19 protein-coding genes and 1 pseudogene are annotated in these 22,848 nt (G+C 44.2%); 9 read left to right on the top strand and 11 right to left on the bottom strand.

Annotation, left to right across the window (positions count from 1 at the left end; all coding sequences use genetic code 11):
* Positions 1 to 17: 17 nt before the first annotated feature.
* A complete protein-coding gene (locus CO230_RS02790; protein WP_122027209.1) occupies positions 18 to 200 on the top strand; it encodes a DUF5522 domain-containing protein in 183 nt (60 codons plus the stop codon).
* Positions 201 to 233: 33 nt separating this feature from the next.
* Positions 234 to 761, top strand: a complete 528-nt coding sequence (locus CO230_RS02785) for a DUF4136 domain-containing protein (protein WP_122027208.1) — start codon at positions 234 to 236, stop codon at positions 759 to 761.
* 290 nt (positions 762 to 1,051) lie between these two features.
* On the opposite strand, the gene pafA is transcribed toward CO230_RS02785, so the two are convergent.
* The gene (gene pafA / locus CO230_RS02780; protein WP_122027207.1) at positions 1,052 to 2,698 is read right to left on the bottom strand and encodes an alkaline phosphatase PafA; all 1,647 of its coding nucleotides are present in this window, start codon (positions 2,696 to 2,698) and stop codon (positions 1,052 to 1,054) included.
* A gap of 118 nt (positions 2,699 to 2,816) precedes the next feature.
* Here pafA and CO230_RS02775 point away from each other — a divergent pair, with 118 nt between their 5' ends.
* Positions 2,817 to 4,226 (top strand): alkaline phosphatase, encoded by a 1,410-nt coding sequence (locus tag CO230_RS02775; RefSeq protein WP_122027206.1) that lies wholly within the window; start codon positions 2,817 to 2,819, stop codon positions 4,224 to 4,226.
* A gap of 822 nt (positions 4,227 to 5,048) precedes the next feature.
* On the opposite strand, the gene CO230_RS02770 is transcribed toward CO230_RS02775, so the two are convergent.
* From CO230_RS02770 to CO230_RS02755, 4 genes are all read right to left on the bottom strand, one after another.
* Positions 5,049 to 6,251, bottom strand: a complete 1,203-nt coding sequence (locus CO230_RS02770; RefSeq protein ID WP_122027205.1) for an IS256 family transposase — start codon at positions 6,249 to 6,251, stop codon at positions 5,049 to 5,051.
* A 211-nt stretch (positions 6,252 to 6,462) separates the two neighbouring features.
* The gene (locus CO230_RS02765; RefSeq protein ID WP_122027204.1) at positions 6,463 to 8,118 is read right to left on the bottom strand and encodes a ribonucleoside-diphosphate reductase subunit alpha; all 1,656 of its coding nucleotides are present in this window, start codon (positions 8,116 to 8,118) and stop codon (positions 6,463 to 6,465) included.
* A 612-nt stretch (positions 8,119 to 8,730) separates the two neighbouring features.
* Complete coding sequence (locus CO230_RS02760; protein WP_122027203.1) at positions 8,731 to 9,069, bottom strand: hypothetical protein; 339 nt, start codon at positions 9,067 to 9,069, stop codon at positions 8,731 to 8,733.
* A 170-nt stretch (positions 9,070 to 9,239) separates the two neighbouring features.
* On the bottom strand, positions 9,240 to 10,214 hold the full coding sequence (locus CO230_RS02755) for a ribonucleotide-diphosphate reductase subunit beta (protein ID WP_122027202.1): 975 nt from the start codon (positions 10,212 to 10,214) through the stop codon (positions 9,240 to 9,242).
* Positions 10,215 to 10,564: 350 nt separating this feature from the next.
* Between CO230_RS02755 and CO230_RS02750 the strand changes: the two genes are divergently transcribed.
* The 4 genes from CO230_RS02750 to CO230_RS02735 all read left to right on the top strand — a co-directional run bounded on the left by CO230_RS02750 (position 10,565) and on the right by CO230_RS02735 (position 15,150).
* A complete protein-coding gene (locus tag CO230_RS02750) occupies positions 10,565 to 11,257 on the top strand; it encodes an ABC transporter ATP-binding protein (RefSeq protein ID WP_122027201.1) in 693 nt (230 codons plus the stop codon).
* A gap of 1 nt (position 11,258) precedes the next feature.
* Positions 11,259 to 12,488 (top strand): ABC transporter permease, encoded by a 1,230-nt coding sequence (locus tag CO230_RS02745; RefSeq protein WP_122027200.1) that lies wholly within the window; start codon positions 11,259 to 11,261, stop codon positions 12,486 to 12,488.
* A gap of 168 nt (positions 12,489 to 12,656) precedes the next feature.
* Positions 12,657 to 13,925, top strand: a complete 1,269-nt coding sequence (locus tag CO230_RS02740) for an ABC transporter permease (protein ID WP_122027199.1) — start codon at positions 12,657 to 12,659, stop codon at positions 13,923 to 13,925.
* 28 nt (positions 13,926 to 13,953) lie between these two features.
* Complete coding sequence (locus CO230_RS02735) at positions 13,954 to 15,150, top strand: efflux RND transporter periplasmic adaptor subunit (RefSeq protein ID WP_185140497.1); 1,197 nt, start codon at positions 13,954 to 13,956, stop codon at positions 15,148 to 15,150.
* 54 nt (positions 15,151 to 15,204) lie between these two features.
* Here the strand turns inward: CO230_RS02735 and CO230_RS02730 are convergent, their stop codons facing one another.
* From CO230_RS02730 to lptB, 5 genes and pseudogenes are all read right to left on the bottom strand, one after another.
* Positions 15,205 to 15,798, bottom strand: coding sequence for a hypothetical protein (locus tag CO230_RS02730; RefSeq protein WP_122027197.1), 594 nt, complete (start codon positions 15,796 to 15,798; stop codon positions 15,205 to 15,207).
* Positions 15,799 to 15,809: 11 nt separating this feature from the next.
* Complete coding sequence (locus CO230_RS02725) at positions 15,810 to 16,478, bottom strand: HD domain-containing protein (protein WP_122027196.1); 669 nt, start codon at positions 16,476 to 16,478, stop codon at positions 15,810 to 15,812.
* Positions 16,479 to 16,480: 2 nt separating this feature from the next.
* Complete coding sequence (locus CO230_RS02720) at positions 16,481 to 17,056, bottom strand: hypothetical protein (RefSeq protein ID WP_122027195.1); 576 nt, start codon at positions 17,054 to 17,056, stop codon at positions 16,481 to 16,483.
* A gap of 19 nt (positions 17,057 to 17,075) precedes the next feature.
* Positions 17,076 to 18,881: an ABC transporter ATP-binding protein gene (locus tag CO230_RS02715; RefSeq protein ID WP_185140496.1), complete on the bottom strand. Its 1,806-nt coding sequence runs from the start codon at positions 18,879 to 18,881 to the stop codon at positions 17,076 to 17,078.
* Positions 18,882 to 19,252: 371 nt separating this feature from the next.
* A pseudogene (lptB, locus tag CO230_RS02710) lies at positions 19,253 to 19,978 on the bottom strand (LPS export ABC transporter ATP-binding protein); the annotation flags it as partial.
* A gap of 149 nt (positions 19,979 to 20,127) precedes the next feature.
* Between lptB and CO230_RS02705 the strand changes: the two are divergent.
* Positions 20,128 to 20,622: an RNA polymerase sigma factor gene (locus CO230_RS02705; protein ID WP_122028865.1), complete on the top strand. Its 495-nt coding sequence runs from the start codon at positions 20,128 to 20,130 to the stop codon at positions 20,620 to 20,622.
* Positions 20,615 to 21,289, top strand: a complete 675-nt coding sequence (locus CO230_RS02700) for a beta-carotene 15,15'-monooxygenase (protein ID WP_122027193.1) — start codon at positions 20,615 to 20,617, stop codon at positions 21,287 to 21,289. Before CO230_RS02705 ends, CO230_RS02700 begins: the two co-directional genes overlap by 8 nt.
* 40 nt (positions 21,290 to 21,329) lie before the next feature.
* Here the strand turns inward: CO230_RS02700 and rpoN are convergent, their stop codons facing one another.
* Complete coding sequence (rpoN, locus tag CO230_RS02695; RefSeq protein ID WP_122027192.1) at positions 21,330 to 22,808, bottom strand: RNA polymerase factor sigma-54; 1,479 nt, start codon at positions 22,806 to 22,808, stop codon at positions 21,330 to 21,332.
* Positions 22,809 to 22,848 lie beyond the last annotated feature (40 nt).

Below are 22,848 nucleotides of genomic sequence, written 5' to 3'. Positions count from 1 at the left end.
TAGTTAACATTTAACCCATGAGCCAAAAGAACATCCAAGAACACGAAGACTTTTATTACAATGAGCAGGGCTACCGTGTATTTACAGAGAAATATCACCTTAAACGCGGTTATTGCTGCAAGAGCGGCTGCCGGCACTGCCCATACGGTTATGACAAGAGAACAGACCGATTTATTAAAGTGAACCAAAAAAACAAATAAAACATTATCTTTCAATAAATTAAATTTAACGCCATGTATAAGAAATATATCCTGCTGCTTATAGCTTCCGTTTCGCTAGGTTTAAGCTCATGCAGTCCTTTTCAGGTAAAATCCGATTATGCTGAAACCGCTAATTTCAATACGTACAAAACCTATAAACTGCGTATTGATGATTTAAAACTGAACGACATTGATAAAGACCGCGTGCTGAACGAGGTCTCGAAACAGCTTCAATCGAAAGGTTTAAGCGTGTCGGAAAATCCGGATCTCATCGTCAATGTAAAAGCAAACCACAAAAAAATTCAGGACATCCAAAGTACAAGGCCCTACGGCATGTACGGCTGGGGCGGACCATTCGGTTGGGGCGTTGGGATGAACAGAACCTGGACTTCCAACTACAACCAGGGCGCGCTGACTCTTGACCTGATTGACGCAAGAACCCAAAAACTTGTTTGGCAAGGTACCGGAAGCGGCATTTCGGTAGATTCACCAAAGTCTAAACAAAAACAGATCCCGGAAATTGTGGCTGAGATCATGGCGCAGTATCCACCACAGCGCTAACCTAAGATATTCAAGTTTACAAAAAACAAAGGCGCTCCCTCGGGGAGCGCCTTTTGTGGCTGATCGCTTCTGGCTTTGAGCCTATCTCATTAACATTATTTCAACAGTATGGTTTGTATTTGTATGCTTACAATCAAACCTTTGTTAAAAAGGACCAACACTTTCCGCATCGTCATCACTATTCATCTCAATCGTCACGAGATTATAATTACACGACCTCACCATAAAAAAAATTGACAGCAAAAGGAGTCTTTTCTTTGAACAGGCTTACAAATAGCGCTCTCGCAGACTTAATCCGCTAAAACTTCCGCGATTGGCTGACCAATGCTGCCACTCGGGTTTTCAATTTTCAGTATTTGCGCGAGTGTCGGCGCAATGTCAGTCATGTGGTAGGGCTTTGAGCTTTGGCCCTGCTTAACACCAGCGCCCATAAATATCAGTGGAATGTGAGAATCGTATGAGTTCCATACGCTGTGCGTGGTTCCTTTTTTCGCGTAATTCGGCAACATGCCATCGTGTGAGATGATCTGGATGTCGCCGCTCCGCTGCCAGTTGTACCCATTGATAATACGTGATTTTATAGGTTCTGGAATGGCGGCGCTGGCTACCTCTGCCAAATCTACCGCGTATAAAACACGTTTGTCACGGTTCAGGCGTTTGATCAGAAATTCTTTGATGTCTTCTTCATCAAGGTTGTTTTTTTCGATCAGATCACGGTTGAGGAAAATCTGGTAATTGTCGATTCCCCAAATGATTTTTTCATGTGCAAACTTTGCTTCCAGTTCTTCTTCAAGATTTTTCTGTAAACCGTCGTCAAAGAGGCCTGTCAGCATTTTGTTCGCTTCCATATAACCTAAAGAATGCGCGCCCCCATGGTCTGCTGACAGAAACACCAGATAATTGCCCTTCCCTACTTTTTTATCAAGCATGATGAAAAAGTTTTCGAGGTCTTTGTCTAAACGTAAATACGTATCCTGCACTTCGATGGAATTCGGGCCAAATGAATGTCCCACATAATCAGTCGAGGCAATGTTTACTGCGAGAAAGTCGGTATCGGCGTTCTTGCCCATCTGATAGCCATCAATCGCGGCCTCCGCTACCTTAAGCGTAAGGGTGTTGCCAAAAGGTGTTGTCCGGATGATGCCTTTTTTCTTCGCGTAATCCGCGGCCAGACTTCTGTAGGGGAATGTTGGTGTTTTGGCGCTGCCCAACAGGTTTTCCCACGGCACATCATCGGCCGTACTTTCGGTATACCTATCAATTGGTAATGAGGTATCCCAACCGTCAGCCACCAGTTTTTCGCCCCAGTTCTGTGCATTAAAATTCTTCAGCCACTGTGGCAGGTCACTCATATAATACGAACTTGTGATGAAATGCCCCGTCCCCTCATCGAACCAAAAAGCTCCGGTAGGATTATGACCGGCAGGCAAGATGGAAGCGCGGTCCTTCAAAGAAACGCCTACCACTTTGGAACGGAAATTCGTAGAGATGCCCAATTGGTCGGTAATGGTGGTACTCCACAGATTATGCGGTGAGTGCGCGCCAATCTTTTCAGAACTTGCACCAATCCCCTTTACTTCCGTATCGGTGGTGCAGTACACATTCTTACCGGTTTTCCGATCCGTCCAGTCATTACCCGCGATACCATGTATGGCTGGTACCGAACCAGTATAGATGGCGGTATGCCCGAGCGCGGTGACTGTGGGCACATAATCAATCATCACATTATTAAGGTTGTACCCTTCCCTCATTAGCCTTTTGAAGCCGCCGTTACCATACTTGGACTCGTAGCGGTACAGGAAATCCCACCGCATTTGGTCAACTACAAGGCCAACGACCAGTTTAGGCTTAGGAGCTGGTTTAGATTGATTTTTCTGTGCGTTTATGCTGAAAAAAGACAGGAATACGAAAAACAGAACTGGAATTTTACCGGACATTTTAATTATATTTTAATACCGACAAATTTAAGGGAAATTACAAAGCAGCCCCGCGGTTTTCGTGAAAATTGCCGTCCTGTTCGCTCATCTTTGCTTAAATTTGAACAAAATAGGATTAATGAAAAGACGCGATTTATTGAAAAGCGGTTCTCTGGCCTTAGGCGGACTGCTTCTCACACCTTTTAGTGCGAAAGCGAATATATTTAAAGAAGAATTTGGCGGTAAGAAAGCGAAGAATATCATATTTATGGTCAGCGATGGCATGAGCATCGGCACCCTGCAGATGGCCGATATGTACAGCCGCCGCAAACTGGGACGGCCTTCGCAGTGGCTTTCTTTATACGAGCAAAATCTGGTACAGCGCGGACTGATGGATATGGCTTCGGCCAATTCGGTAGTGACAGATTCGGCGGCAGCAAGCTCCTCATGGGGTGGCGGGCACCGCGTGAATAACGGCAGCCTGAACATAGGCGTCAATGGTGAAGAGCATTTGCCCATCCTTCAGAAATTCAAAAAAGCAGGCAAAAAGATCGGTTTGGTGACCACGGTTCCGGTGACACATGCCACACCAGCGGGATTTTCGGTTTACAGCAAAAGCCGGAATTCTCAGCAGGATATTGCCATGACTTATTCTGAATTAGGATTTGATGTCATCATGGGCGGTGGACATAAATATTTCGATGCGGCGCAGCGCGAAGACAAGAAAGACGTTTATTCAGTTTTCAGGAAAAAAGGCTATTCCGTGGCACGCAATAAGGCTGAAATGAATGCTACACCTGCTAACAAACCTCTCCTTGCCACCTTTGATGAAGATGGTTTGCCCTATTCTACCGATCACCTCAGCAGCACTTTTATGAAAAACAACATCCCGACGCTGGCAGAAATGACTTCAAAAGCCATCGGACACATGAAGGATGACAAAAACGGATTCGTGATGCAGGTTGAAGCCGGAAAAGTCGACTGGGCGGCGCACGGAAACGATATTTCAGGCCTCATCTACGATCAGCTCGCGTTCGATGATGCCGTGAAAGTGGCGATTGATTTCGCTAAAAAAGACGGCAACACGCTGGTAGTTTTAACGACAGACCACGGCAATGCCAATCCCGGACTTATCTATGGCCGAAAGGTCAACGAAAATTTCGACCGCATCCAAAAATTCTCGCAAACCAACGAATGGATCCTGCAGGGAATCAACGGCAACGACAGCCTCAGCACCATCAAAGACCGTATCGCGCAGGCCAATGCCGGAATCGCGATTACCGATGAGCAGGCCAAAGAAATCCAATCCTATTATGCCAAAGCAAAAATGGAAGACGGCATGTACAATCCGCGGCATCTTCCGTTCAAATTACTGTCTCAAATTCAGCAGGATTACACCTCAGTAGGCTGGATCAGCATGGATCACTCGGCGGACTACAGCGAAGTGGCGATGTTTGGACCCGGCAGCGAACAGATGAAACCGTTTATGAAAAATACGGATATGCACACTTTCCTTCTGAAGGCGGCGGAGGTTGAGAATAAGTTTTAGACAACTGTTACTAATAAGAAAACGCTCCGATGTTCGGGGCGTTTTTGATTTGAAGAGATGGCGGTCATCTTTCAAAGTATAAGAATTAAATTGCTCCGGGAAAACATCAAAGTTGAAATATACCAATTTATGTTAGCGACAAAACAGGTAAAGATTTATTCAATTTCAATTTTTGTTTTCATGAACTATCCATGAAGTATCTATGAAGTATCCGGCAAGGTGACTGCTGTGGGACCCGTCCTTGACCCCGTCCTAAAATAACTATACAGGTTAATAAATAAATTCTGAAATAACTATTCAATGATTGTGCGATTAAAAGACTCGGTAAGGTTTGTGCCTGAAAGTTTCGCAATGATTTCAATTTAATGATTGTGCGATTAAAAGCGTCCTGGAGTCTTTTAGACAAGTGCCGAAAATTATTTCAATTCAATGATTGTGCGGTTAAAAGCTAAGCGGCTTGAACTGGGTTTGCCTTTGTTGCAGATTTCAATTCAATGATTGTGCGATTAAAAGCGCACCACGGCACAGCTGGCCAGCGCCTTCGCCTAATTTCAATTCAATGATTATGCGATTAAAAGACGCTTCCAAAAGTTCTTCTTTATCCGCTTCGAGCTGTATTTCAACTCAATGATTGTGCGATTAAAAGCCCAGTATGATCTCACAGAACATAAGCCAAAAAAATTTCAATTCAATGTTTGTGCGATTAAAAGTTCCGATGCGTGGGTTACTTCCGGCTTATTCTTATATTTCAATTCAATGATTGTGCGATTAAAAGGACACTATCCCTTAAAGTGTGTAAGTTAAAAAGTTGAGGCTTGGATTTTATAATCTGAGCCTTTCTTCAAAAATAAGCATAAATTGGTTTAGAACAATCCCCCAATTTTGGATGGGCATTGTCCACTTTTTGGTGGCTTCTCTCAAGGCCAAATAAACCGATTTCAGCACGGCATCATCCGTTGGGAATGACATTTTGTTTTTGGTGTATTTTCTTATTTTTCCGTTCAGATTTTCAATTAAGTTGGTGGTATAGATGATCTTGCGGATTTCCAAAGGAAAATCGAAGAACACGGTGAGTTCATCCCAATTTTCCTTCCAGGATCTGATGGCGTAAGAATATTTAGACTCCCATTTTTCTGCAAAATCCAGTAGGGCAGCTTCTGCCGCCTGTTTGTTTGGCGCAGTATAGATGTGTTTCATATCTGCTGTAAAGGCTTTTCTGTCCTTCCAAACCACATATTTACAGGCATTTCTAATCTGATGGACTACGCAGATTTGAGTTTGGGATTGTGGAAAAACGGATCGGATGGTTTGAGTAAACCCATTGAGATTGTCGGTAGCAGTAATCAGAATGTCCTCTATGCCACGGGCTTTGAGATCCGTTAGTACGCTCATCCAGAAACTGCAACTTTCATTCTTTCCCAGCCACATGCCCAAAACTTCCTTTCTGCCCTCGCGGTTCAGGCCCACCGCCAAATAGATGGTTTTATTGATGACTTTAGAGTTTTCACGGACTTTAAAAACAATTCCGTCCATCCACACAATCAGATAGAGATCGTCCAGAGGACGGTTCTGCCAGCTTACCATTTCACTTGCTACTGCACTGGTGATGCGGGATATGGTGGAAGTAGACACCTCAAAATCATACATTTCCCGAACCTGTTCTTCGATGTCGCTTACGCTCATCCCTTTTGCATAAAAAGAGATGATCACATTTTCCAGACCTTCAATTATATTATGTCTTTTAGGAACTAAAGCAGGCTCAAAATCACCGTTTCGGTCTCTGGGAACCTTGATTTCAGATTCTCCAAAAGAGGATTTTATCTTTTTGGTTCCGTGCCCATTACGATAATTTCCTTCTTTAGTTTTTTCATGCTTTTCGTTGTCCAGATGGGCATCCAGTTCAGCGTTCAGCATGTGCTCTACGGCACTCTTGTGCATTTGTTTGAAGAAGGCGGTTAAATCTTCTCCGCTTTTAAATGATTTATAAAACTCTTTGTTGTTCAATAATTCTTCTTTGTCGATCATAACTGTATAATGGTTTAAAAATAGTAAAAAGTTATTTGGCTGCGCCGAACCACTTCGCTAGGTTTCCGAAAATTTCCTGAGCTTTGAGGGCTCAAAATTTTCAGAATAACTTTTCAACTTACACAGTTAGTGAGATGCTACCTTAATAAAAAAATTTTTATTTGTTTAATCCTGTATCATTTTTTCAGGACGTTAAATTAATAATGATTGCTTACGCTTCACAACTCGAGCAAGTCACGAAATTTACCATCATTTCTTTTGAAACCGAAGAACTTCTTTGATAGTATAAAGTCTTCACGCCTTTTTTCCAGGCCTCGATGTAAAGATAATTCACGTCTTTCACCGGCATTGTCGACGGGATTTGAAGGTTCAGCGACTGTGCCTGATCAATGTACTGCTGACGCTGCGCCGCCTGAGAAATAATCTCCATCGGAGAAATCTCGCGGAAAGTCTTGAATACTGCTTTTTCCTCGTCGGTAAGTTCAGCCAAATGCTGTACAGAACCGTGGTTCAACATAATCGTTCTCCACGTTTCTTCATTATCCAGGCCTTTTTCCTGAAGAAGTTTCGCCAGATATTTGTTCTTACGCATAAAGTTGCCTTTTGCGAGACCGGCTTTGTAATAATTCGAAGCAAAAGGCTCGATACCGGGAGAAGTCTGGCCCAAAATCGCGGAACTGGAAGTCGTTGGCGCAATCGCCATTGTGGTCGTATTTCGCATTCCATAGCCTTTCAGTAATTCCGGTTCGCCATAAATATTTGCAAGTTCCTGCGACGCAGCTAAAGACTGTTCTTTGATCTGTCTGAACGCCCTTGCATTAAATTGTGTCGCTTCGAAACTTTCAAACGGAATCATGTTTTTCTGCAGATAAGAATGGTAACCCAAAACGCCCAAACCAAGCGCACGGTGACGCATCGCAAAGTTTCTGGCACCTGTCAGATAGTAGTTTCCTTCAGTTTTTTCGATGAATTCCGACAGGACCGCATCGAGGAAATAAATCGCAAGTTTAACGGCGTTCGTGTCTTTCCATTCGTCGTACAGTTCAAGGTTCATTGAAGACAGGCAGCAGATGAATGATTCTTCCTGCGAAGAAGGCAGCATGATCTCGGAGCAAAGGTTACTCGCATTGATTGTCATGCCCAGGTCTTTGTACACCTGCGGCTTGTTGCGGTTCACGTTATCGGAGAATAGGATGTACGGCAAACCTTTCTGCTGACGGCTTTCAAGCACGCGGGCCCAGATTTTACGCTTGTCGATATCGCCGTCGATCATATCCTGCATCCAGTAATCCGGAACGCAGATTCCGGTAAACAGGTTCTGGATCGGACTTCCGATATCTTTTATCGACAGAAATTCCTCGATATCACCATGATCGATATCCAGATATGCAGCAAATGCGCCCCGACGCACGCCACCCTGCGACACCACATCCATGGCGGTATCGTAGAGTTTCATGAACGAAACGGCACCCGAAGATTTTCCGTTGTCGGTTACGGCAGTTCCACGGTTTCTGAGTTCGCCGAAATAGCCCGAAGTTCCACCTCCGATCTTGGTTTGCATAATCACTTCGCCCAGTTTGTGCGTAATTCCTTCAATATTATCCGGAACGTGAACGTTGAAACACGAAATCGGCAAGCCGCGCTGCGTGCCCATGTTCGCCCAAACCGGGGACGAAAAACTGATCCATCCTTTGGTGATCATCTCCTCGAACGCAGGTTGAAGCTCGGGTTTATATAATCTTTTCGCCGCGGCGGTGGTAATTCTTTCTATGGCGCCTTTCACTGTTTCGCCTTTCAGTAGGTACCCGCGGTTCAGCATTTGTTCGGACTCCTCGTTGAGCCACCAGATGTTTGTATTTTCTTCCATTACAGTATGTTTTTAGGCAAGATGCATCGTCGCATCTGCGCTCTATTTTTTATTTTTTTTAGGAGCAACGGGGTTTCGGAATCCTCTGAAAGACACGTCCCGCTCTCCGCTATATCTTTTTTGGTGGCTTCGAGAGCCTCAGCCACCAAAAAAGGATGCCGCTGCGATCGGGGCTAGGATTTCGGGCGGTTCGTCATTGCGCGGGACGAAGCAATCCATTAATTTTTATTTCCCCGGCGTTCTACAAAACTCTTTTCGGCGCTCCGCGGCTTTCTCTATCTACCAATTCATCGCTACCAATATTTCGCCGCTTCGCGGCTCTCTCCGTTTTTCTAAATCGCTTGCTACGAACATGTCGCCGCTTCGCGGCTTTTCTTCGTTTATCTACATCATTTTCTACCAACATTCCGCCGCTTCGCGGCTTTCTCTGCGTATCAATTTGTTGCTACCAATATTTCGCCGCTTCGCTGCTTTGCTCTGTTTGTCGATTAATCGCTCGGGCGGTTCGTCATTGCGAGGGACGAAGCAATCCATTAATTTTTATTTCCCCGGCGTTCTACAAAAACACTTTTTGGCGCTCGCTTCGCTCGCGCGACCCTGTCTTATTCTTTCTTAGCTTTCAGGCGCATCAAAATTCCCGAAAACATTATCAAAACTTCCCGCACTTCCCTGAAACTTCAGGATCTTCATTTCCACCTCACCCTCTAGGTTTTGGTCGCGCTGACGCTGGAATTCGAGAAACATCGGCATCGCCAACAGTTGTCTTTGAATTTCTTCATCAACATACGCGGACTGATGGTAAAACGTAAGACCATCCTCTTCCACAAAAATCTGATAGCGGAATTTCGTATGATCCAGCTCACGGAAAGATTCCAGGAAAAATTCGATATTTTCTCTGTTTCTCTCCGAAAATTCTGCTGCGACTTTATATTTTACTTTAACGTTTATCATTTTTAAAAGGTCTTAATCAAAATGGAACTTGCTTGTCTAATTGCGATTAGATTAAAATTACTCCGAGGCCGCGCCCCGACTTGAGCGGAGCTCTTTCTATAATTTTTTTTGCAGAAAAAATTATAGAAAAGCGGGAGCGGAAGGCGGAAAAAGGCGCCCAAATAAAAGTATTAAAACAAATCGTTCTCCGTAATACTCTTGTCGTGCTTGGTATAATCTACCGGTCTTTTCGCGAAGAAATCGTCCATTGAATTGGCGAAAACTTCTTCTTCAAACCAAATCATCGGCTTGTAATCTTCCGTGGAAACATTGTAGCGTGTCGCCATGCCGATTTTCTTCAGACTGTCGTCCACCCGGTATTTCATGAAGTTGAGCAGACTTTCTTTCGACACGTTGTCGATTTCGCCCATCTCGAAAATCCAGTCGAGGATTTCGGCTTCAAGCTCGATTGAATGGTCAACAAGCGTGTAAATATCTTCGATATCCGAATTTGTTAAAAGCTCCGGCTGCTCTTCGCGGATCTTGTTGATCAGATAAATTCCGGCGTTGGCGTGAATCTGCTCATCCACGGAAGTCCAGGCGATGATGTTCGAAACATTCTTCATGTAACCTTTGAACCGCGTAAAGGACAGAATAATCGCAAACTGTGAGAACAGCGACACGTTTTCGATCAGGATACTGAAAAGCAACAGCGACGAAACATATTCTTTCGGCGTTGTGGAATTGGCGTGTTTCAGCACATTTGAAAGGAAATCAATGCGTTTTTTGATGGCAGGAATTTCCACGACATGGTTGAATTCATCATTATATCCCAACACCTCAAGCAATCGAGAGTACGCTTCGGAATGTCGAAATTCGCATTCGGCAAACGTAGAACCTAAACCGTTAAGCTCAGGTTTCGGCAAATGGTTGTAAAGATTTCCCCAGAAAGTTTTCACCGAAACTTCAATCTGCGCGATCGCTAAAAGCGCGTTTTTCACGGCATTCTTTTCATGCGGCTCCAGCTGCGACTGAAAATCCTGCACATCGGCGGTGAAATCCACTTCAGAATGTACCCAAAAAGATTTGTTAATCGCCTCTACAAACTGTAGGACTTCCGGATACTCAAATGGTTTGTAGCTTATTCTTTTATCAAAAATTCCCATAATCAGTTTTAAGTTTAAAAAATGCCTTGCGCAATCACATCATTAATTAAAAAGTCTTACAATCAAATACTTACAGTATGAAACATCAGTCCAATGATAAAAAATCGCATACGGGCACGGGTTCACAAAAATAGAAAATTGCACCCGCCCCCCAAAGCTATAAAGATTAAATCATTGAATTTAAGCAGTAAAAGTTTTCCACAATTTCGTAAACCATTACCTACAGCCACTTGCCGCAAACGGAAGATAAAAAAACAGTAAACATTCAGTACTTATTTAAAAGAAAACAAGGGTTGTGTAACAAAATTTTACTTTATTCTACCTATATTTAAAATTAATCTCCACGCCTTATGTTATTAATAAAGGATTTACACAAATCTTATGATACCGGGAAGAGTAAACTGCACGTTCTGAAAGGCATTAACCTGAGCATTGGCGAAGGAGAGTTTGTTTCGATCATGGGAAGTTCGGGTTCGGGAAAATCCACCTTGCTGAACATTATCGGGATTTTAGATGAAAAAGACGCCGGCACTTATGAACTTGACGGCATCCCAATCGAAGACCTGTCGGAAGTGAAAGCCGCCGAATACCGCAGCAAATTTCTGGGCTTCATCTTTCAGTCCTTTAATCTAATTGGTTATAAGACCGCGCTTGAAAATGTAGCCCTGCCACTTTACTATCAAAACGTTGCGCGTAAAGAACGTAATAAAAAAGCGCTCGAATATCTTGAAAAAGTAGGTCTGGCTGCCTGGGCCGGGCATTTGCCTAATGAACTTTCTGGCGGACAGAAGCAGCGTGTGGCCATCGCGCGCGCACTCATCACCAATCCCAAAGTGATCTTAGCCGACGAACCTACCGGCGCGCTCGACTCCAAAACGACATACGACATCATGAAACTTCTGCAGGAAATTAACCGCGAAGGTAAAACCATCATTGTCGTAACACACGAACCCGACGTGGCCGCACAAACTAAAAGAAATGTGATTCTGAAAGACGGCATCATTGAAAGTGATGAGTTTATTACTCAAAAAGTGCTGATATAAAATGTTTGATCTAGACCGCTGGCGAGAAATTTTCGAATCCATCCGCAGCAACATATTGCGGACGGTGCTTTCTGGGTTCACCGTGGCCCTTGGCCTGTACATTTTCATTGTGCTTTTCGGGATCGGCACGGGTTTGAAGAATGCCTTTACTGAAGGCTTCACGCGCGACGCCGCCAACCTTATCACCATATTTTCCGGGAAAACATCCATGGCGTACGGCGGTTTACAGTCCGACCGGCAAGTCGTGCTTAAAAATGAAGACTTCGAGCAGGTCATTGACAGTGATCCGCAAAAAATGGAAAATGCCACGCCCCGCTATTCTACCAATATGACGGTAAAATACGGAAAGGAAAGCGGCAGCTACCAAATCAGCGGGGCCAATCCTGATGAACAGATCATTGAGAACCGGAAACTGACCGAAGGCCGCTACCTGAACGCCCGCGACATCGATCTGAAACAGAATGTAGCCGTAATTGGGCGGATGGTGCAGCGCGACCTGATTAAGAACGGAAGCCCGGTAGGCAAAGACCTTGATATCAACGGAACCTTCTTTAAAGTAGTCGGTGTGTTCTCTGATGACGGCGGCGACTGGGACGAACGGATGATTACCGTCCCCATATCTACCCTACAGCAATTAAAAAAGGGGTCGGATACGGTAAGTACCATTTTCATTACGTACGACAGCAAACTTTCTCCCGCAGATGCGATTGAATATGGCGACCAACTGCAAAAAGAACTTAAAGCTAAAAATAAAGTTTCCCCCGATGATGAACAGGGAATCGTGGTGCGGAATAATGCTAAGAACATGGGCGACACCATCCAGTTTCTGTTCATTATCACACTGATTGTGGGATTCATTGGGATGGGCACATTGCTGGCCGGCATCATCGGCATCAGCAACATCATGGTGTATATCGTAAAAGAGAGAACCCAGGAAATCGGTGTGCGCAAAGCCATCGGTGCAAAACCCCGCACTATTGTAGGTCTTATCATGCAGGAAAGCATGGTGATTACGGTGATTTCAGGGATTATTGGCGTAGCGCTGGGCGTGCTGTCATTGGCGTTGATTGGTGACAGTTTGGAAAAATATTTCATTAAAGATCCATCCGTAGGTTGGGGGCTTATTTTTGTAGCATTTATAAGTCTGGTGATTTCGGGTCTTATCGCCGGATTCGTGCCCGCTTACCGCGCTAGTAAAATTAAACCGATCGAAGCGCTGAGGAGTGAGTAGATCTGAGGGTTTGAGTTTTAAGTCTTTGGGAATAATTAAAAATAAAAAAGTATCGTAGCTGTTATATTGATTACACAGGCATCATCATTTCTTAAAAATCATCACTACTGTTTATTCTCTATTTAAAAGTTTCATTTAGCCATAAAAGTTATAAAGTCCACAAGAACCATGAACATCATCTTCAAAATAGATACTTGGCAGGAAATTTACCACTCGCTTCGGAACAACAAACTCCGTACATTCCTCACCATGATTGGGGTGGGCTGGGGCATGTTTCTCTTCGTAGCGTTGCTGGGCGCTGCCAAAGGCATGGAAAATGGCTTCGACAAAATATTTGCCGGGTACGCCACCAACTCTATCTTTCTGTGGGCACAAAACACCACCATTCCTTATGATGGTTTCCCCAAAGGACGAAAAATGGACCTGCACCTGAGCGACCTCGAGATGCTGCCACGAAAAATTGCTGAAGTAGATTATATTTCGCCCCAAAACTCGCGCGGAAGTTTCGGCAGTCCCGGCGAAAGTTTTTCCCGGAACGGCAAAAAAGCCACCTATACCCTAACCGGCGATTACCCGATCGGGAACAAGATCTCTCAGAAAAAACTTATTTTCGGGCGTTACCTCAACGATGCGGATGTCACTGCCAGCAAAAACGTGATCGTTATAGGTGAAGAGATTTACAAAAACTTCTTTGATGCCAAAAAGAATGAAAACCCCATCGGTAAATCTGTTAACGTAAAAGGCATATTTTTCTCGGTGATCGGCGTGTTCCGGGCGCAAAAAGGCGGCGGGCCAGAAAATGACCAATCTGCCTTCATCCCACTTTCTACCTTTACTAAGATGTATAACGACGGTGATAAAGTAGGTTTTTTTGCCATCGTGAGCAAGCCAGATGCTGACCTTACTAAGGTTGAAGACGATGTGAAAGCCGCGCTTAAGGATAAATACCGTGTCTCTCCGGATGATACTAATGCTTTCGGCAGTTTCAATCTCGGGAAAGAATTCAAGAAACTTACCGGTTTCCTCAGCGGAATGCAGCTTTTAACCATCGTGGTGGGGACTTTAACTATTTTAGCCGGTGTCATAGCGATTTCAAACATCCTATTGATTACCGTGAAAGAACGTACGAAAGAAATCGGGATTCGCCGCGCGCTGGGCGCCAAACCTGCCGAAGTACGCAACCAGATACTGCTTGAAAGTGTAGTCATTACACTGGTTTCGGGGATTTTAGGCTTCATTACCGGTATTTTCCTGTTGATGATTGTAAATATCATGACGAAAGATCAAGATGAGTTTCCGTTCTATAACCCAACTGTAAATTACGGGGAAGTATTTGCCGCGATGGCCGTGATGGTCTTTCTGGGATTGGTGATTGGGATGATCCCGGCACAACGTGCGGTGAAGATCAGACCCATTGAAGCCCTTCGGTCAGAATAAATAAATTTGTAAACAATAAACTATTAATATGAAAAAGAAATTCACTTTAAAGAAAGGAATTTATATCTTTTTAGGGCTCATTTTCGCGGTAGCGCTGATCTCCGGCATCAGTTATTTGGTTTCCTCTAACACTAAAGAAAGCGAGACCTTCCTCACCAGAAAACCTGTCGTAAAGAATATGGATGATAAAGTAATGGCTACCGGCGACATCGTGCCACGTGAGGAGATTGAAATAAAACCCAATATGTCTGGGATTATCGATAAAATCTTGGTGGATGAAGGTGACCAGGTAACCGCCGGGCAGCTTATCGCCACGCTACGTATCGTACCAAGTGTACAGAACGTAAACGCCGCTCAGCAGGAAATAAATAATGCCAATCTACAGATCAGTAACGCCAAAACCAACGTGGCCAACCAACAGCAGCAGTTCGCCATGCAACAGCGGCTGTACAACCAGGGCGTCATCTCGAAACAAGAATATATTTCGGCGCAGCAGCAGCTGCAGTCTGTACAACAACAGCTAAGAAATGCACAGCAGCAACTGCAAACCGCCCAAAAAAACTTACAGATCGCGCGAACCGGCGCAACACCAGAACTCGCAGGGCTTGCCACTACGCAAATCCGCTCAAAAGCAAACGGAACGGTGCTTGAAGTGCCAGTGAAAGTGGGCAGCCAGGTAATTGAAGCCAACTCATTTAATGCAGGCACAACTATCGCGTCTATCGCCGACCTCAACTCACTGATCTTTCAGGGTACCATTGATGAGGCACAGGCAGGAAAACTGAAAGAAGGCATGGAAATGAACATCGTGATCGGTGCGTTACAGAACAAAACGTTCCCCGGCCGTGTTACCATGATCGCGCCGAAAGGAAAAGATGAAAACGGAACCATCAAATTCCCCATTGAAGGAGATGTTTTCAATAAAACCAATGAGTACATCCGGGCCGGCTTCTCTGCAAACGGCGAAATCATCCTGAGTTCGCAGAAAAACGCATTGCTGCTCGATGAATCCTTGATTCAGTATGAAAAAGTGAACGGAAAAGACAATCCGTTCGTGGAAGTGAAACAACCCGACGGAAAGTTTAAGAAAGTAAACGTGAAGCTTGGCGCCAGCGACGGCATCAATGTTCAGATCTTATCTGGGCTTACCAAAGATTCTGAAGTGAAAGTGTGGAACCCTTCCGACAAAGACAAAGAAGCCCTGAAAGAGCAACGCGGAAAGTAAAAACATCTCCCTTTAATTAATGGCTCCTTAAAAGTTTGATTTTAAGGAGCTTTTTTATTTCCTACGTCGGATGAGTAAGGTAAAATTCAGGAATAAAAGTAACAGATCCAGCGTAATCCAAATCGCGGTTCTCATATTGGTAAAGCGCAACTCCTCAATCTGTGCTGCGGCGAGCTTCGAAAGTTTTTGGCTTTGGTTGATGTAATTCTGTATCTCAACAATCTGGTCTTCATTTCTATTGGGTACATAATGCTGAGAAAAATACACCAGGTTTTTCCGCCCCATGAAGCCTGCTACCCAAAACTGATCGGCAGTCCTCATATCCAGATATTCTATCCTATAAAACGCGCTGCGGATGCTGCCCGAATGCGTGGTCTCATAAATTGGCTGGTCCTGCGTGCCGCCTACTTTTACAATATAAAAATCGAGCGGGAAAGGCAGTTTATTCACTAACTGAACAGTAAGCGCGTTCTCCTCGAACTGCGACAGGCTGCGGGTAATAAAGTAATACGCAAATATCCCTACGGAGATCACTACCACGACCACACGGAAAATCCGTGACCAAATCCTCTGGCTGCCGCTTTTAAAAACGGTGGCCGCCAAAGCCGCGGAAAGCAGAAAAAAGAGCAGTATAAATAAATAAAACATAAAAATTTCGATTAATTATCAGCAGGTTGGCCGGCTTCAGCTACCGACCATTCTTTATAAAACTGGTGCAGGAAGGTTTGCATAAACGCGTGCCTTTCTTCTGCCATCGATCTTGCTTTCTGTGTATGCATCAGATCTTTCAGCAGCAGCAGTTTTTCATAGAAATGATTGATGGTAGTGCCGTTGCTTTTCTTGTACGCTTCTTTATCCATATTCAGTTTTGGCGGAATATCAGGATCATACATCAGATTGTTTTTATAACCCCCGAAATTAAAAGTGCGTGCGATGCCGATGGCGCCTATCGCGTCGAGGCGGTCGGCATCCTGTACGATTTTCAGCTCCAAAGGCAACTCGGCGGGCGCATCCCCACGATTTTTAAACGACAGATGTTTGATAATGAACAATACCTGTTCTGTAATCGTGTCGTTTACTGCTTCGCTTTCCAGGAAGTCTCTGGAGATCTGTAGCGCCAGGTTTTCATCTCCGTTGTGGAATTTAGGGTCTGCAATATCGTGTAGCAAGGCGGCCAACTGCACTACCGTTTGGTTGCAGTCTTCTGTCCGTGCAATCTGGTTGGCCAATTTCCATACGCGTTCGGTATGGAACCAATCGTGCCCGGCTTCCGCGCCATGCAGGGTTTTCTTTACGAAGTTTACGGTATTGGCAATCACATTTGTCATCATTATTTTTTTACTTCTACAAAATGATACACCATCTGGTTCTTTGGGTTATAGATTAAAGTGCTGGCATTGGGGAAGCGCTTAATCTTATAATATTCCACGCCTTTATCATTCTTTATATCGTTCAGAAAGCCAACATCAATGGTGTTCTTGGGAAGAAATTTCTCAAAGAAGGTGATCTTTTCTATGATGGAACCGCCATTTACTTTCTCAAATTCATTTTTAGACTGTGCCTCGTCGATAGTGGGTTGTTCTACAAGAGTTTTCAACAGCAAATCTTTGTTGTCAGTTTTGTATTTAAAGACGTAAAAAGGAGTTCCGTTTGGGAAAGCTACTTTCCTGCCCGATTCGTTTTCGATCAACGAGTCGTGATCATTCGGAAATACGGAACGGAAAGTGACTGTTTCTGCATTTACGAGTTTTGTCAGTTGTTCGTTTACCGTTTGTTTAACCAACTCTGTGGTTTGCTGTTCGGCTTTTTCTTTAGCTGAAGTTACGGTTTGGTTAACGGTTTCTTCAATTTTACTACACGAAACCAGGCCGATTGTGATTGTAGTGGCTAATATTATTCTGTTCATTCTTTTTTAATTAAAGGTATTAATGACCGCGATAAGAACTCACGAGTTTATCAAGGTTTAGGCTTCTGGCAGAAGCGTCGAAGATGTTACGGTAAGTTCCGTGTAAGGTAATCAACTCATCATGTGTACCCTGCTCCACCACCTCGCCTTTTTTCATCACATAAATGCAATCCGCATCTAAAATCTGTGACAGCGAATGCGAGATGATGATGACCGTGCGGTCTTTCTTAATGGCATCGAGTGAGTTCTTAATCTGTTCGGTGGCAATGGCATCGAGGCTCGCTGTAGGTTCATCAAGAAAAATAATCGGCGGGTCTTTAAGGAACAATCTGGCGATGGCGATCCGCTGCTGCTGCCCACCGGAAAGCTGCGTGGCGTCGTGTTGGTATTTATCGGGTAAATCCAGGATCTGGTCGTGCAAATAGGCTTTCTTGGCGGCTTTTTCTATTTCGCTGAAAGTGGCGTGCATATTTCCGTAACGGATGTTTTCTTCAATACTTCCCTGAAAGATATGGTTTTTTTGGAGTACAAGGCCAATATCCTCGCGGAGGGCAGCGTTCTCAAAATCATTCAAACTTACCCCATCAAGAAGAATCTCCCCGGTATTGGGCAGATAAAATTTACATAAAAGATTAATTACGGTAGATTTCCCGGCTCCACTGAGGCCTACCAAGGCGGTGGTTTTCCCGTTTTCTATCGTCATGCTTACATTTTTCAGCGCCTGCACACCATTTGGATAATAAAAACTGACTTCTTTAAGCTCAAACTTGCCTTCGATGTTCTTCACAAGTGTTCCGGTAGCTTCCTTTTCCTCTTCAGCATTTAAAATATCAAAGAAACTCTCTGCGTAGATCATTGCATCATTCATATCATCATAAATGCGGTGCAACTGGCGTATGGGTGCCGATACATTATTGAATAGAAGGATATGCAGCATGATGGCGCCAATGGTCATCTGCTGGCCCAGCACCAAAAAGACGGTAAGCAGAATGATAAGCACCACCCCGAACTGCTCGATAAATGTCTTTAGACCATCATAAATAAAGTTGGTTCTGCGTGTATAGAGCTGGCTTTCCATCAGATCCATCTGTAGGTCATACTGTTTTTTACCTTCGAATCTTTCGCGCACGAAACTTTTTATCACCATAATAGAACTGATGAGGTTCAGCAGGCCTGATGTTTTCTTTTCCCGCTGGTTGCGCAACGTACGGCGTACGCCAGAAAGTTTCTTTGCCTGCAGGGCACTTACATAAAAATAAATTGGTACCACAATTGTGGAGACGATCCCTACATATACGTTCTGCAAGTACATGATCACCAGCGCGATGACGGCGTTCGAGAACAGTGGTAAAATATCAATGAAAAAGTTCTGTACCAGTTTGGTAAGGCTCTCAATGCCGCGGTCGATCCGGATCTGTAGCTTGCCAGAGTCGTGATTTTCATCAGTAAAATAAGCCACACGGTAAAGCAAAATTTTGTCGATGACTGTTTGTGCCAATACCGAACTGGTGTTGATACGGATTTTCTCTCCGTAAAACTTCTGCCCGAACTGTATGAATATATTCAGCAGCTCTTTCCCCAAAAGAATGGCTGAAATGGTAAGCAAAACTGGCAAACCCAACGCCATAGGCTCTGGCATGGTGGTAAGTACGGTAACTTCATCCACCGTGTACTTCAGCACCAGCGGATTTACCTGCGCCAGCAGTGCGCCGATAAAGGTAAGAAACAGCGTGCCGTATATCATCATCCGGTACGGCCTGATGAACGGCAGCAATTGCCGGTAGATATGGTAAAGATTGATGGTTCTGTGAAATGGTTTGGGCATATTTACATGATTTCCCCGGGATTCTCGTAGGGTTAGCCGCCTTCAGATAAAAAAGTGGTCAGGTAATGCAACTCGGGCTTGCTCAGCGCGTTGGCTTCTGCCTCAGCCTGGGATCTAGTGTAAGTTTCGCCAATGTTCTTCTTTTGGAACAGGAAAGCGTTATTGGCGTTTTTATCCACTACTTCATTAAAGATATACTCGATTTCGGAGTTTGAGAGTGAGGCAAAACTAATGTCCTCGAAACCATACATCAGCCGCAGATTATCGACACCGGCAAATTCTTCATCCACAAAATTCTGGAATTGCTGCTTCGATGCGAAGTTGCCGGCCCAGATGTTATACACAAAGCTTTTTTTCTTGGGCTTATTCAATATATCCTGATACACAAAATTCTCTCCCAGATAAGCTTCGCGCACCTGCGGATCATTCGCCAAGTCGTGTGGCAAGCCTTCTTTAAGGATCTTACCCTCGAACATGATGTAGGTTTTATGGGTAATGGCCAGCGTTTGCTGTACGTTATGATCGGTAATTAAGATCCCGATATTTTTATCTACCAGGCTGCGCACAATTTTCTGTATATCCTCCACCGCAATAGGGTCTACACCTGCAAAAGGCTCATCCAAAAGGATGAAATTAGGGCTTGTAGCCAAGCAGCGCGCGATCTCTGTTCTTCTACGTTCCCCACCAGATAGCAGGTCGCCACGGTTTTTGCGTACATGCTGCAACGAAAATTCCTCAATCAGTTCATCGCATTTTATCTGCTGTTCGCGTTTTGAAAGTTTTGTAAGTTGCAAAACACCCAGAATATTATCCTCCACCGAAAGTTTGCGGAACACAGAAGCTTCCTGAGCCAAATAACCAATGCCTTGCTGCGCGCGGCGGTACATCGCATCATTCGTGATTTCCTTGTCGTTCAGGAAGATTTTTCCTGAAGTGGGTTTTACCAAGCCTACAATCATGTAGAAACTGGTGGTTTTACCGGCACCATTCGGCCCGAGCAGCCCTACGATTTCGCCTTGTGAAACCTCTACCGAGACTCCTTTCACTACTTTTTTGGGACCGTATTCCTTGATTAAATTTTCTCCGCGTAAAATCATAGAGCAAATATAATAAAATTGAAGGTAGCACTGCTTTAACGTTGAGATCACCAGCCATGACGGTACTGTGTATTTCAACTGAAATGATGCTGAAAATGCCGCTTCTGTATAAAAAAACTTATATTCGCTTTTTTTTAAACACTGACGTTTTGAGCGCGAAGGAACAGGAGTTTTCGAAACTAATTAAAGATAATCAGGGTCTGATTATCAAGGTTTCGCGCCTGTATACCAACTCGCTGGAGGATGAACAGGATCTCTTCCAAGAAATTGTGTTACAACTTTGGCGTTCGTACGACACATTCAAAGGACAGAGCAAAATCTCTACCTGGATGTACCGCGTGGCCCTGAACACCGCCATCACCCTTTTCAGGAAGAAAACCAAATCCCCGCAGACGGATGAGCTGATGGAATTTCATCACCAAGGTTTTCTGGAAGATGATGACGAGAAGCAGCAACAGATCTCCTTATTATACAAAGTGGTGAAAATGCTGCCACAGGTGGAAAGAGCCATCGTAATGATGTATCTGGATGATTTGCCCTACCGCGATATTGCGGAAAACCTGGGAATTACAGAGGTAAATGCCCGTGTGAAAATGAACCGGCTGAAAAAAACCCTGAAACAATTAATGGAGAAACATGCCTGAATTTGATTTGGATGACTTAAAGAAAACCTGGCAGCAACAACACGTAGCGCCAAAATATAACAGCCACGACATTGAAGCGATGCTGAATAAATCTTCGAGGAATTATGTAAAATATATTCTCGGGATCAGCATTATCGAGTTTCTGGTGATGCTGTGTATGAATATATATTACACCTTCCTAGGCGACGACTCCAAAAGTTTCATGACGGTACTTGGGAAGTTGGGTGTACACAGTACGGATGAACTGCAGGCCAGCTTTTCGCACCTTTACTTCATCCTGAAGATCATCAGCCTTTTGATGACCGCATTCTTCGTGGTACGCTTTTATAGAAATTTCCGCCGCATCAAGATTGAAGCAAACCTTAAAAGACTGATTTTACAGATCATGCGTTTTAAGAAAACCGTTAATCTTTTCATCTTGGCAAACATCCTTTTACTGATCATCTTTACGGTCGTCCTCACGTTCTTCACGTTCTCGGTCCTGTCTTCCCAACATGTGGAGATGAGCCACCCTACCCTCATCGGCTTCGTGATAGGGCTGGTGTTGATGACGGGCCTCAGCGTGGTGCTGATTTGGGTGTATTACCGCATCGTGTATGGTATCTTACTTAAAAGACTGGGTAAAAACTTAGCCGCCTTGCAGAAAATAGAAGCCGAACATCCTTAATAGAGAAAGCCAGCAAGTTTGCTGGCTTTTCTGTTGTAATTTAAAGTTCCTTGCGTAGTCTCGCTACCGGAATATTCAGTTGTTCGCGGTATTTTGCGATGGTGCGGCGGGCAATATTGTAGCCTTTTTCTTTCAGCAGGCCTACAAGCGCATCATCCGTCAACGGTTTACGTTTATTCTCTTTACTGATGACTTCCTGAAGATGGTTTTTGATTTCTCTGGTAGATACTTCCTCACCATCATCATTGGTAAGGGAGTCGGAGAACAGGTTCTTCAGATATACGATACCGTTCGGTGTGTCGGCATATTTGCTTTTCACCACACGGGAAATGGTGGAAATATCAAAGCCTGTGATGTCCGCCACATCTTTTAGGATCATCGGTTTCAGAGATTTTTCATCACCGGTGATAAAGTAATTCTTCTGTAGTTTTACGATCGCTGTAATGGTTTGCAGCAGCGTATTCTGTCTTTGGTTAATGGCATCGATATACCATTTCGCCGCATCTAATTTCTGTTTGATGAACAACGCTGCCTGCTTATGCTCCGGGGATTTCTTATCGTGTGAGTAGGTGGTAAGGATTTCCTTGTATTCATCCGAAACGCGCAGTGTTGGCGCGTTTTTGCTGTTCAGTAAAGGGATGACGTCCACCTGTCCGTTTTTGCCTTCTTTGATCTGAATAACAAAATCGGGTATAATCTCCTGATTGATGGTAATGGTCTGTGTATCGAAATTACCTCCTACTTTTGGGGACAGCCTCGAGATGACATCAAGTGCGTCTTTCAAATCATCCTCTTCAATATCGTATTTCTGAAGGATTTTATTGTAATGCTTGTTCGTAAGCGCATCAAACTGATTCCGCAAGATGTTGGCTGCCAAAATCACCGCCTTATCGGCGCTCACCTTTTTTTCAATCTGCAGCAACAGGCATTCCTGAAGGTTTCTTGCGCCAACGCCAGGAGGATCTAGTTTTTGCACATAATTTTCAAGGATTTCATCAACTTTTTCCTTAGTCGTGTAGACCCCTTGTGTAAAGGCCAGGTCGTCAACCAACTGCTTTACCTCTCGGCGTAAATACCCATCATTATCAAGGTTTCCGATGATATATTCTGCGATTTTCAGCTCATCACCTTCGATATTGGCCAGCCGGATCTGCTCTAGAAGATAATCATAAAGCGATTGGCCTTCGGTAAGCAATGAGCCGCTGTCGAACTCTTCATCATCTGCCGAGTAATTGCTGGATGCGGTTTTATACGCCGGCTCGTCATCAAAAATATAATCATTCACATCGAAATCGGTATCAATGCTTTCGGTCCCTTCATCTTCAAAGCTATCGTCGAGCGAGCTGTAATCCTCTTCCGGAGCTTCTTCCTGCACTTTTTCAAGCGCAGGATTTTCCTCTAGTTCACGCTCCAGTTCCTCCTCGAACTCCAGGGTGTGAAGCTGTATAAGCTTCATCAGCTGTATCTGTTGAGGCGCCAGCTTTTGGCCAAGACGAAGTTGTAAATTTTGTTTTAACATGAATTTTTCATCTCTTTATGACTATTGAAAAAAAATCAAT

It is taken from the genome of Chryseobacterium sp. 6424 (genome assembly GCF_003692615.1).
Lineage (GTDB): Bacteria > Bacteroidota > Bacteroidia > Flavobacteriales > Weeksellaceae > Kaistella.
The sequence above is the reverse complement of the archived record's forward strand: the minus strand, read 5'-3'. Positions and strand labels throughout refer to the sequence as shown.